Raw genomic sequence first — 12,603 nt, forward strand, 5'->3', positions numbered from 1 at the left:
TTATCGCTCCACCGGGCGGAACAATCCGAAACCGAAATGCGAAAGAGACCCAAGCACCAGAGGCTCCGGACGATCCCCGGGCCCCTTCGGCAGGGGGTCGTCGAAGTCCAGCTGCAGCAGCATTCCGCGGCGACGCTGCGCCATCGATTCGTTCCAACGGTATCGACGGAACCTCACCACGTCCTGATCCTCCCAGTCGGCGAGCAGCGTCACCCTCACTGGCGGCGCGCCCCCGGGGTGACGGAAACCAAGTTCACGTTCCACGAGTTTCTGCGCGAACTCCTCCCGCGGTTTGTTCTGCTTGGGGAAATGGTCGGTCAGGAACGGAGTCACAGAAACCCACGTGGTGGCATCGACGCTGGTGTATTCACGCATCACCGTATCGACGGGACCCATCAGCTGCAGGTGCAGTTCAGCTCCGGAGCGATACCCCTTGGGTGCGTTGCTCCAACGGGGCAGGTACCTCGCCCCGGCCAGCCGGGCAAGCGTGTCGGCAGGTATTCCGTCGGGCACCCACAGCACCAGATCCTCCACCTGCCCCGTCAGCTCACCGCCGGCACCCAGCGTCGGCAGCCACAGCCAGTGGGCATGCCGATGCTGAGGTCCGTCACCGAAAGCGTCGTGGTGTCCGGCCAGCGCCTCGACCCCACTGCCCTGCTCCCGCAGATCCGTGTTCTCCTTCTTGGTGCCGAGGATGCGTCCCCGAAGCCCGTGGGCAGCGAGAATGCCGTCCTCGACACGGAAGGGGGCGGTGGGTTCCAGCCGCCACCGAACGGTCGTGGGCTGAACAACAAGGGAGCCAGACATCAAGCACTCCTTTAAAACCATCCGTCAGCACGTGACGAGACCAATCCCGACTACAGAGGATGCTATCGGATAACAAATAACCCGCGAGTTCAGCACCCAACTCCCGCCACCTCTCCATCCGATTTATAATCGACATGCATCAAAGACACCAGCCATCAAAAAAACCTTTCAAAAAAACTTCAGAAATCACCCAAGATACGGATAGCAGCCAGTAAACCTCTAAACAGATTCAACTTAACCCCTGCGAGACATTTTGCAGCCATCACCAACTCCACCTGGATAGGGATTCAAATGACTATAAGTAATCTCACGAACACCCCGACTCACAGAAAATCTTCCCGATATTTCGCCAATCGAAATTGGACGCCGGAGACGAGGTCTGCTAAATCACGAGCCGCCTCTACCCTCTATTCGATTCCCCCTCCAGCTGGATAAATAACCAGATTCCCGCAAAAACTCGAGAGAGCTGAGATAATTCTCCAGTATAGGGATTATTTTCGCTCTCGCGGGGAATACCGACTCGTTGCCTGCTGCGGCGTGGTGGTTGAGGGATCATCCCCGCTCTCACGGGGAATACGGCCTGCAGTGCACTAATGTTCACCGATCCTCCGGATCATCCCCGCTCTCGCGGGGAATACGCTCCCGGCCGGATCATCTATCTTTAGGTGGGAGGATCATCCCCGCTCTCGCGGGGAATACGTCCTGCGAACCCAAGAACAACACGGTGTCGCAGGGATCATCCCCGCTCTCACGGGGAATACCTCGAGGGATTGAGGGGCGGCTCAAGCCGCCCCGGATCATCCCCGCTCTCGCGGGGAATACAGGTTGCGGATCCGGTCGATGAGGGGCCGGTCCGGATCATCCCTGCTCTCGCGGGGAATACGACCCGGCCCGGAGCGTGGAGGATTGGGACCGGGGATCATCCCCGCTCTCGCGGGGAATACCCGCCGGGGGGTAGCACTCCTTCAGTGGATGCGGGATCATCCCCGCTCTCGCGGGGAATACTCGCCCGTTGATTTCCATTGGTTCACGGCCAACGGATCATCCCCGCTCTCGCGGGGAATACTCGCCCGTTGATTTCCATTGGTTCACGGCCAACGGATCATCCCCGCTCTCGCGGGGAATACCTCATTGAGTTCGGCCTTGTGGTCGGCGGGCAAGGATCATCCCCGCTCTCGCGGGGAATACCTGCTGCGCGGCAGCCACTTCCTTCGCGGCGTGGGATCATCCCCGCTCTCGCGGGGAATACTGGCCTTTTCATCCTCAGTGGTGGGGTTCGGTGGGATCATCCCCGCTCTCGCGGGGAATACTACCGCGGCCTTGGAGAGCGCGACCGTCCGTCAGGATCATCCCCGCTCTCGCGGGGAATACGCGGCCGCCGAGAATCATGCTGCGGCCAATGAGGGATCATCCCCGCTCTCGCGGGGAATACTACCGCGGCCTTGGAGAGCGCGACCGTCCGTCAGGATCATCCCCGCTCTCGCGGGGAATACGCGGCCGCCGAGAATCATGCTGCGGCCAATGAGGGATCATCCCCGCTCTCGCGGGGAATACCCGGCCCGCGACCTCGCATCCCTGTCTCGCAGGGGATCATCCCCGCTCTCGCGGGGAATACCGGTTCGGTGACACGTCGACCGCCAACACAAACGGATCATCCCCGCTCTCGCGGGGAATACGCGAGGTCCTCATCGGTCAGCAGCAGCAGCGACGGATCATCCCCGCTCTCGCGGGGAATACTGCCGCGAATCGGCGGCCTTCGCCGGGGAACAAGGATCATCCCCGCTCTCGCGGGGAATACTGCCGCGAATCGGCGGCCTTCGCCGGGGAACAAGGATCATCCCCGCTCTCGCGGGGAATACAGGAATGGGTTGTTGATGGCTGTCGGTGCTGCCGGATCATCCCCGCTCTCGCGGGGAATACTGCAACCGCTCCATCACCTGAAGTAGCAGTGCGGGATCATCCCCGCTCTCGCGGGGAATACTGATGTCCTCGAGCGACTTGCGGACATGCATGAGGATCATCCCCGCTCTCGCGGGGAATACTCCCGGGAACCAGGTGCCCGAACCGACGCGTACGGATCATCCCCGCTCTCGCGGGGAATACTCACCCGACTCGTCGACGCCCGCACCGATCAACGGATCATCCCCGCTCTCGCGGGGAATACTTTCGTGCTGGTTCGGGTCGTGTCTTCTCCTTGGGATCATCCCCGCTCTCGCGGGGAATACGCGTTGCGGGAGTGGCAGCACGCGGTCGCGTCGGGATCATCCCCGCTCTCGCGGGGAATACGACCGGTTTCGTTTCGGACGTGGCGGGCGGTTGGGATCATCCCCGCTCTCGCGGGGAATACCAGCCACCAGGCCCGGGACCGGCCAGCGTCAGGGGATCATCCCCGCTCTCGCGGGGAATACGCCGACTTCGCGACGGGAAGTAGTGACTGCTGCGGATCATCCCCGCTCTCGCGGGGAATACTGTCCCAAGCCCTCCAAGACGGCGATTACGGGAGGATCATCCCCGCTCTCGCGGGGAATACAGAGCAGCTACTGCCTGCGGTGGCACGACGCCGGGATCATCCCCGCTCTCGCGGGGAATACCTCAGGGCGCGAAGCTGAGGTCGCAGAAACACAGGATCATCCCCGCTCTCGCGGGGAATACCAGGAAACCGAGGCCGAGGAAGTGATGGTGGTAGGATCATCCCCGCTCTCGCGGGGAATACGCTGCCGAGGCTGCACGAGGATTGCTGGGACGGGGATCATCCCCGCTCTCGCGGGGAATACGTTTTCCGGTTTCACAACTTAGGTTGCCCTAAGGGATCATCCCCGCTCTCGCGGGGAATACGAGGTGCCGGTGAATGCGCTTCTTGGCAGGAAGGGATCATCCCCGCTCTCGCGGGGAATACACGGGCGTGGGGCATTCGACGCCCCAGCCGAGGGGATCATCCCCGCTCTCGCGGGGAATACACCGACGGAAGATACCAGCTCGCCCTCGACGCCGGATCATCCCCGCTCTCGCGGGGAATACGTTTCCCGGTTTCACAACTTAGGTTGCCCTAAGGGATCATCCCCGCTCTCGCGGGGAATACAAGGCTAGACTTTGTGGTTGCTACGGCCCGGGCGGATCATCCCCGCTCTCGCGGGGAATACTTTGTTGTTCCGAGGAACGAAAGTCCATAAGAGGGATCATCCCCGCTCTCGCGGGGAATACGGTCGGCCAGTGAGATTGATAAGACGGTAGTTGGGATCATCCCCGCTCTCGCGGGGAATACTCCGTTGCAGTGCATATGCACATCCGAGCGACCGGATCATCCCCGCTCTCGCGGGGAATACGCCGCCTCGTCGGAAGGGAAAATGCCGGCGGGGGGATCATCCCCGCTCTCGCGGGGAATACTTTGTTCCTTACTTCGTAACGCGGGTGCCGTCGGGATCATCCCCGCTCTCGCGGGGAATACTCCCCCCCTGCCAACCCCAGTTCTAGGTAGAGGGGATCATCCCCGCTCTCGCGGGGAATACTGTCCCGCATGACAATCCGCGCCATCCTTGGCCGGATCATCCCCGCTCTCGCGGGGAATACACGCGATGAACCACTCGCCGGCCGAGTGAGTTCGGATCATCCCCGCTCTCGCGGGGAATACTAGAGGAAGGTGTCTGTCCAGTCGGGTTCCCCCGGATCATCCCCGCTCTCGCGGGGAATACGGTCGAGGTGGATCACCCGCCTCGCTGTCGGCAGGATCATCCCCGCTCTCGCGGGGAATACCGCCCATCAACGGTGAAGAAACCGGCGTTGTTGGGATCATCCCCGCTCTCGCGGGGAATACAGCGCAGGGAGGCCATCGCTGAGCTGTTTCGGAGGATCATCCCCGCTCTCGCGGGGAATACCAGGCGTTCCACCGTTACAGCCTCAACAACCTGGGATCATCCCCGCTCTCGCGGGGAATACCCAGCGATGGCTTCAGTCGATGAACTCCGGCCCGGATCATCCCCGCTCTCGCGGGGAATACGTCGTAGAAGGCATCCCCTAATTGGACGCTGAGGGATCATCCCCGCTCTCGCGGGGAATACCTCGCCGGGCAACAACTCCATGCCGTCGAGGATGGATCATCCCCGCTCTCGCGGGGAATACTTTGGTGGCCCCAGTGCGATACTCGGCCCGCTCGGATCATCCCCGCTCTCGCGGGGAATACACATACCGTGTCAAAGTAAGTTGGAGTTCCTTCGGATCATCCCCGCTCTCGCGGGGAATACGTGTACCTCCTGACCGTGCGGAACGGGAACAGCGGATCATCCCCGCTCTCGCGGGGAATACCTTTTGTTGGTGAATTGAGTCTTACAGGACAGGGGATCATCCCCGCTCTCGCGGGGAATACTTCTGGAGTAAGCTGTCGCAACAGTCTTTTCCCGGATCATCCCCGCTCTCGCGGGGAATACCCCTTCGACCTGCCCTACTCGCTGGGTTACGCCGGATCATCCCCGCTCTCGCGGGGAATACCTATTACCCGTCCTCGGTCTTCCTCGTCCAGAAGGATCATCCCCGCTCTCGCGGGGAATACGAGCATGGCGATGGTGGGGGCTATCTGGAAGCCGGATCATCCCCGCTCTCGCGGGGAATACCGTTTCGTCGATCCCGACGAAGCCGCCGCATCCGGATCATCCCCGCTCTCGCGGGGAATACGTACACGCCGGCTCGCAGCAAACGATCAACCCGTGGATCATCCCCGCTCTCGCGGGGAATACCACCTTCACCGAAGAAACAAGAGCCGGCCATGGGGATCATCCCCGCTCTCGCGGGGAATACTACGTATTGCCTGGGACAAACCAGCCGCCACGCGGATCATCCCCGCTCTCGCGGGGAATACGGAGTGGCTGTTCAATGATGATGCGGTTGGAACGGATCATCCCCGCTCTCGCGGGGAATACATCCTACGGCTGCCCATGTGGATCACGTTCATAGGATCATCCCCGCTCTCGCGGGGAATACCTTCAACCGCCACTCGTGGCCGGTGTCAACATCGGATCATCCCCGCTCTCGCGGGGAATACTCAACCTCCCTCAACGCCATGTCCTTTTGGGTGGGATCATCCCCGCTCTCGCGGGGAATACGACGGCGTCCCCATTCCCTGGTCCTACGGCTAGGGATCATCCCCGCTCTCGCGGGGAATACGCAGATGTATACAAACTTGTTATTGACGCTAAGGGATCATCCCCGCTCTCGCGGGGAATACAACCAAACGCTAGCCTAGCTAGCAAAGCTATCAGGATCATCCCCGCTCTCGCGGGGAATACCTGGGATCCAGTGGGAGGGGGGGGTGTAAGGAGGATCATCCCCGCTCTCGCGGGGAATACTGTTGCCCATGATCAGTCCTTATGGCGGCAGCGGGGATCATCCCCGCTCTCGCGGGGAATACTTGATAGATAGGAGACACGTTATGGCCAGCACGGGATCATCCCCGCTCTCGCGGGGAATACTTCCGGCGACATGCGCGGCGCATAACACCTGACGGATCATCCCCGCTCTCGCGGGGAATACGTGGCCCTTCCGGCACGAGTGAACTGGGATGTAGGATCATCCCCGCTCTCGCGGGGAATACAAATCACTAGAGAAGGAGGAACCATGAAAAATCGGATCATCCCCGCTCTCGCGGGGAATACGTGGCAAAGATTGGAGCGAATAGAATCGCCTTCGGATCATCCCCGCTCTCGCGGGGAATACAAATTTCGGGAACAGTCCTGTAAATCTGGCGGGGGATCATCCCCGCTCTCGCGGGGAATACACAAAATGAACATTCTCACCCAGCTTCTCTCACGGATCATCCCCGCTCTCGCGGGGAATACGTGATGCTGGCAGGCAGGAACCGCCGCAATTCGGGATCATCCCCGCTCTCGCGGGGAATACTCACCCGAAGGCTCCGCAACCCAGCCGAAAAACGGATCATCCCCGCTCTCGCGGGGAATACCCGCTCAGCCGAATCATAGGCAACCTGGCCATCGGATCATCCCCGCTCTCGCGGGGAATACGCAAAGGACCGCAGCACGGCGGCGGCCCGGAGAGGATCATCCCCGCTCTCGCGGGGAATACGCGTTGATCCACCAATCGTAAAGGCTCTTCTTGGGATCATCCCCGCTCTCGCGGGGAATACTTCCGGAATTCACGCACGTTCGAGTAGTTAGCAGGATCATCCCCGCTCTCGCGGGGAATACGAGGACACTTACGGGTCTATCCCGGCACTTAACGGATCATCCCCGCTCTCGCGGGGAATACTTGGTCCAGGAGGACCTTGAGGTCCAGCGGGTCCGGATCATCCCCGCTCTCGCGGGGAATACGGCGACAGCTCTACTCGGCGATCGAGAACGGTCGGATCATCCCCGCTCTCGCGGGGAATACCGCAGTGTCCATAGCGCTGTACGCTGCGCTCGAGGATCATCCCCGCTCTCGCGGGGAATACCAGCCTTGTCCAGATCGACTTCACCCACTGTGGGGATCATCCCCGCTCTCGCGGGGAATACTCTTCAGCGATACTTGAAATGGTGGGCAGCTCGGGATCATCCCCGCTCTCGCGGGGAATACTGAACCGCCTTCCAATCGGTGTTCGGATGAGTCGGATCATCCCCGCTCTCGCGGGGAATACAGGCTCTCTGATGATGGGAGTTAAGGTTACCGGGGATCATCCCCGCTCTCGCGGGGAATACATTACTGATCTTATACACCTCATCCATGAGGTAGGATCATCCCCGCTCTCGCGGGGAATACTGTAGTTTGGTGTTAACCTCTGGGAGATTAGGGGGATCATCCCCGCTCTCGCGGGGAATACCAAGTACATCATGGAGCATCTGCCACTAAGCCAGGATCATCCCCGCTCTCGCGGGGAATACCCAGGCCGGGGTCAACCAGGCCATCCTGCAGGAGGATCATCCCCGCTCTCGCGGGGAATACACGGTCACCCCTGGAAACGTTACGGACTATGACGGATCATCCCCGCTCTCGCGGGGAATACTCTTGTGGGCTGGCCTGCCCTCCGACCAGCACGGGATCATCCCCGCTCTCGCGGGGAATACCAGGAAGAACCATCCATGCGGAGATCTCAGCTCGGATCATCCCCGCTCTCGCGGGGAATACCCTCGACGATAGACTCTAGGCGGTCTACCACCGGGATCATCCCCGCTCTCGCGGGGAATACCGCCCTCTGAACCGGCCTTATCAGTCGCCCCAGGGATCATCCCCGCTCTCGCGGGGAATACCAGAGGGTCATGCTCGGCAGAGCCAGTCTCAGGGGGATCATCCCCGCTCTCGCGGGGAATACGGAAGAGTATCCCGGAATGTCCGGCGATCGAACGGATCATCCCCGCTCTCGCGGGGAATACGTCGTCGTCGGCCTCGCTGGAGTGGTGGCGACAGGATCATCCCCGCTCTCGCGGGGAATACGAACTTACGGAGTAGACTCTCCGCACCCAGCAAGGATCATCCCCGCTCTCGCGGGGAATACTGTCTGGTGTCGACCGAAATATCCATCGAATCAGGATCATCCCCGCTCTCGCGGGGAATACACTCCCGAGGAAGCCCCATGGCCCAGCCACTTGGGATCATCCCCGCTCTCGCGGGGAATACTAAATCGACACCTAACCTCTATCGGTGAGAGAAGGATCATCCCCGCTCTCGCGGGGAATACTCTAGAATGGGCGTACCGCCAGCCCTCTCACCGGGATCATCCCCGCTCTCGCGGGGAATACTCGGCGTTCTTGGTGCCCTTTTGACGGGCTTGGGGATCATCCCCGCTCTCGCGGGGAATACACTTGTTGACAAGGGATTTTATCAGCTGGACCTGTCGGATCTTGGGAACCCCCTCCTCGCACGTCTCCGCTTCTCGAAGTCACTCGCCCCGCGTCTGCGGCGACCGCCCTCCTGGCGACGTGAGTCGTCTGGCTCGTCGCCTGAAGGACCTGGGCGGACCATCAGGGTTAGCCCCTCATAATCGACTGGCACCCATGGATCACCCCATGTCAGGAAGGACATTCCTTGCTCGTTCCTGGCGCGGAACACCATGATTGCCCGCCCGGTTCCCATCGTCTCGGTAACAATCTGCCACAGCCTTTCCCGGACCCGCGCGCTGAGATTACCCACGAACACACCTGGTGAGATCTGCAGCAACCACCGAGTCACGTGACCACGCAACCCATCCGGCACAGCTGACAGAACCAAAACAACCATCAGCACTCACCACTCGGCATAGGAGACGCCGGCCGCAACCGTTCCCAGAAGATCATCCCAAAGATGCAGGTCATCGACGATCAAGTCCTCATCATCATCCTCCGGAGAAGCACCTCCCCTGCTCAGCAGCTCCTTGATGTCGCGAACAGCCTGTTCCAAGATTCTGCTTTCCCTGATGGCATCCCGCATCCGTCGCCGAGCTTCGGTACCAACTCCCACCTCCGGGTTCTCCAAGGCGACATCAAAGGCAACGGGTATGGAGAGATCAGCCTTGTACAGATCAGCGATGTCATACACGAAAGAACGGTAATTACCGGTATGGACAAAACCCAAACCCGGGGCGCACCCCAGCGCAACTATCACTGCATGAATCAGCCCATACAGCGCAGAATTTGATGCAGACAAGGCTTGATTGATCAGAGAGGAATTGTCGAAATTGTTCGGATCGTATTCGCGACCGTCCCACGGCACCCCGGTACGTTTGGAGCTTCGTCGATACAGCCTCCTGACCCGGGCTCCCTCACGACCCCGGAGCTGCTGAATACTCAGGCTTCCAACGTTCTCGCCCTGGAATCGCATGAGATACATCTGTCTAGCCACCGAAGCCCGCAGAACCGGGTCGCTCACGGCCTTGGCCTGCGCCTCCAACAAACGGGAGGACCTCGACGGCGGAACGCCGTGAGCGTAGTAACGCACACCATTCTCCCCCACCCACACCGTGGTGGCGCCGCTCTCCGACAAGACAGACATGGCACTATGAGTGACACGTACCCCCGGCCCGATCATCAAGACGGACAACGCAGCCGCTGGAACATGGGCCACGCCTCTGGCGTCAGTCACGGTGATCGCGTTGGAGTCCCGATGCACCGTGCACCTTTCCACATACAAGAAGGTGAGGCGGTCCCGGATCCGAACCAGGTCTTTCGGAGCCGGAGGCCGCGCTCCCGGTATGTCCCTCATGGCCGTGCCAACGTCAACAGGCCAGCACCGTAGCCCTTGGCCCTACCGATTCCATTGGCGAGTGCCGACCGCAAAGCCCGCGGATCGGTCACTTTGAGAGTCCCCTGGAAGGTCGCCAACTTGAGGGTGACAGGACGTTTGTCCTCGCCCTTCACCCGGACGAAGTTCTCGACACGCCGATCCACCAGGGAAACCAGCAGATTCTTTCCGTCCACTCGTTCTCCTGCCTTGTTTTCGAGAACCGGCAGGTCCCCTCCAACCTCAGCAGACATCGGGATCTGGAATCCGTTTGCCTCCGCACGATCCAGCAACCATTGCGTCTGCTGAGCCACGGTGACGTGCCCCAGGAGCCGTTTCCTGCCGTCATTGTCCGTGCGGCGATAGGTCGGGTTCACCGTTATGCGGAACCCCCACACCTGGTTTTCCTCCAACGTGGCCAGGAAATCGTCGAGTTTCTTCACCACAACCCCTCCCTCGGTCTCGTATCCCGCCTGTTCGACGAGACCAGCAGGATCGGGGGCCGCCGGCGAGGAAATGTAGAGACAGAGCCCAGGACTCACGTCCGTGCCTGCGCTTCTGCTGGCCTGGCGGTTGTCGTTTGGCCTGTCCAGCCGCCACAGCACCCTGCCCCCACCTTCTGTGTGGAGAACTCCCGGGGGGAAGCTGGTGAGAACGGCCGCATGCAGCCTTTGAAGAGATGACACCAGGTGCCGGCAACCGCGACGGTATGGGTTCAGGTACACACGTGTGAGATACATCAGATCACCGCCATGGGATCGTGACCGCCGGACCTCGGGACCGGCGATTCCTTGGGTTTTTCATACTGCGGATTGTGGATCGTCACCCTTGTTTCATCGACCGAACGCAGCCCGTAGAGGCGCCGTGTGGAGTCAAAGCTCACGGGTACGTCCTGCAGGCTGTGGGAGGACGATGACGGCTCATCTTCCGGAAGAATTCCTTTGTCGGCCACCACCCGCAGGGAAATGTGTTCTTCCCACTTCTTCTGCTGCTGCCAGAAACGAGCAGCCTGCCACGGCAGCTGAGTGATGATCTCCCACGCCCTGCCCTCGTGTACCTGCAGGAACAAGGGCATGGTCGGGGGACAGGACCGTCTTCCCAGATAGAGCGGGAAAACCGGTCGTCGGAGGGCCTCGGCCAGCCCCTCGATGAGCTCTGCCGGCCCCTCGACGAATGCCACGAAAACCGCATCCGCCCGGTAGAAACGATCCGAGAGGGGCATGGAGGTTCCTTCACGGTGTGCCGTGTGAAAATCACGCAGCAGCTCACCGGGCTGATCCACACGCGCCGCCATCCTCAGATTCGCGAGATCCTCAATGGGATCGGTGCGGCGTCTCCCCTGAGCAGCTGCGAGCAGTCCCACAATGCCGCTCTTCGTTGGGAAGGCCTCCGTGGAGCGTCGAGTGAAACGGCTGGAGGAGCCCCATGCCTGCATGGGGCCTGCCAGCCTGAGTACGAGGACCTTGCTCATCGAGCGTCCCGAAGCGCCGTGACCGTTGCCTCACCCAGGTCCACCAGCGGGACACGCTCCCCGAGGGCCTCGATTCCCTGGGCGCGCGCGACCGTCCAAGCGACGAGAGACTTCTCGGGCAGCAGGCCGCTGCCCTCGCGCAGTTCCTTCTCGAAACCGACGAATTCTTTCACGGCCGGCTCGACGAAACCCTTCTGGTCAGCCACGATGGGACTCTCGAAGGCGCCGACCAGGTTGATCGGCTGATCGTCCCGCAGCTGCACCAGAACCGCGTCGGGCAACGTACGGTTCGCGAAAGTGGTGATCTTCCCGGTGGGCATGGAACGCACGAAACTGTCGATGAAGACCTTCACGGCCTCCTCAGCCACCTGTTCGGAACCCAGGTTTTCCTTGAGCAGCTCGAGGTTGATGGTCGCGTAGCGGTAAAGCGTCGCCGATGCGAACTCGATGGAACCGATCATGCCCGCGCCCTCATCCGCCTCGTCGTCGGCGTTCTTCGCGTCATCCACGGCGGTGTAGTAGTCGAACTCCGACTCGACGGCCCCCACTCCCAGAGCATGCGCCACCTGGCAGGCGGCATCGACGTTGAGGCTGTTGGGTTCCGCCACCATTCGCCCGAAGAGAGCAATATCGACGGAGTGATCGACATCGGCCAGGTTCTTGGGTTTGAGTTCCTTGAACGCCTTCTTCGGGTCGTCGGCGTGGGCGACGGAGACGATGGCGTCCGCCACGTGGTCGACCTGCTTGGCGGAGAGGAACACCAGGAATCCGGCTTCCTTGAGCTGCTCGTCGGTCATCGCTTCGGATTTGTTGCGACGAGGTTTCTTCAGTTTGAAACCCATCTCGGTGAGTGCCATCTCAGCCAAGCCTGCAGCGGTCTCAGCCAATGCCGGATCACGCTGGACGACAGCGTCCCTCAACACCTCGACGACCCGCTTGGTGCGGATTCCCCGGTTTCCTTCCGGCAGGGAATCGATAAAGTCCTGACGGGTGGCCCGCTTCACGGCCTGGGAGGAGACCCGCATGCGGCGAACGCCGCCGAAGGTGGCCGATTTCGGGGCTCCGGTGTCATCCCTGTTCGGGTTGGACGGAGGGAGGGTCTGCAGGACGTGAATGTCGACGAAACGTGCCATGGAAGTGGTTCCTTTCAA

General features: G+C 61.2%; 6 protein-coding genes and 1 CRISPR repeat array. All 6 genes read right to left on the minus strand.

What is annotated here, in order from left to right:
* Window positions 1-807 carry a type I-U CRISPR-associated protein Csb2 gene (gene csb2 / locus V7R84_RS13220; protein WP_338569817.1) on the minus strand — a complete coding sequence of 269 codons (807 nt, stop codon included), beginning with the start codon at window positions 805-807 and terminating at the stop codon, window positions 1-3.
* A 488-nt stretch (window positions 808-1,295) separates the two neighbouring features.
* Window positions 1,296-8,586: a CRISPR direct-repeat array (repeat unit 28 nt; unit sequence GGATCATCCCCGCTCTCGCGGGGAATAC).
* 21 nt (window positions 8,587-8,607) lie between these two features.
* Complete coding sequence (gene cas2e / locus V7R84_RS13225; RefSeq protein WP_338569818.1) at window positions 8,608-9,003, minus strand: type I-E CRISPR-associated endoribonuclease Cas2e; 396 nt, start codon at window positions 9,001-9,003, stop codon at window positions 8,608-8,610.
* A 6-nt stretch (window positions 9,004-9,009) separates the two neighbouring features.
* Window positions 9,010-9,963, minus strand: coding sequence for a type I-E CRISPR-associated endonuclease Cas1e (gene cas1e, locus V7R84_RS13230; protein WP_338569819.1), 954 nt, complete (start codon window positions 9,961-9,963; stop codon window positions 9,010-9,012).
* Window positions 9,960-10,721 carry a type I-E CRISPR-associated protein Cas6/Cse3/CasE gene (gene cas6e, locus V7R84_RS13235; protein WP_338569821.1) on the minus strand — a complete coding sequence of 254 codons (762 nt, stop codon included), beginning with the start codon at window positions 10,719-10,721 and terminating at the stop codon, window positions 9,960-9,962. Before cas6e ends, cas1e begins: the two co-directional genes overlap by 4 nt.
* The gene (cas5e, locus tag V7R84_RS13240) at window positions 10,721-11,452 is read right to left on the minus strand and encodes a type I-E CRISPR-associated protein Cas5/CasD (protein ID WP_338569823.1); all 732 of its coding nucleotides are present in this window, start codon (window positions 11,450-11,452) and stop codon (window positions 10,721-10,723) included. The genes cas6e and cas5e overlap by 1 nt, the downstream gene beginning before the upstream one ends.
* On the minus strand, window positions 11,449-12,585 hold the full coding sequence (gene cas7e / locus V7R84_RS13245; RefSeq protein ID WP_338569825.1) for a type I-E CRISPR-associated protein Cas7/Cse4/CasC: 1,137 nt from the start codon (window positions 12,583-12,585) through the stop codon (window positions 11,449-11,451). The genes cas5e and cas7e overlap by 4 nt, the downstream gene beginning before the upstream one ends.
* Window positions 12,586-12,603 lie beyond the last annotated feature (18 nt).

Source organism: Arachnia propionica (assembly GCF_037055325.1).
GTDB lineage: Bacteria > Actinomycetota > Actinomycetes > Propionibacteriales > Propionibacteriaceae > Arachnia.

Excerpts from the sequence above, each read along its gene's own strand:
- csb2 (WP_338569817.1), bottom strand. The coding sequence starts at position 807 with ATGTCTGGCTCCCTTGTTGTTCAGCCCACGACCGTTCGGTGGCGGCTG.
- cas2e (WP_338569818.1), bottom strand. The coding sequence starts at position 9,003 with ATGGTTGTTTTGGTTCTGTCAGCTGTGCCGGATGGGTTGCGTGGTCAC.
- cas1e (WP_338569819.1), bottom strand. The coding sequence starts at position 9,963 with ATGAGGGACATACCGGGAGCGCGGCCTCCGGCTCCGAAAGACCTGGTT.
- cas6e (WP_338569821.1), bottom strand. The coding sequence starts at position 10,721 with ATGTATCTCACACGTGTGTACCTGAACCCATACCGTCGCGGTTGCCGG.
- cas5e (WP_338569823.1), bottom strand. The coding sequence starts at position 11,452 with ATGAGCAAGGTCCTCGTACTCAGGCTGGCAGGCCCCATGCAGGCATGG.
- cas7e (WP_338569825.1), bottom strand. The coding sequence starts at position 12,585 with ATGGCACGTTTCGTCGACATTCACGTCCTGCAGACCCTCCCTCCGTCC.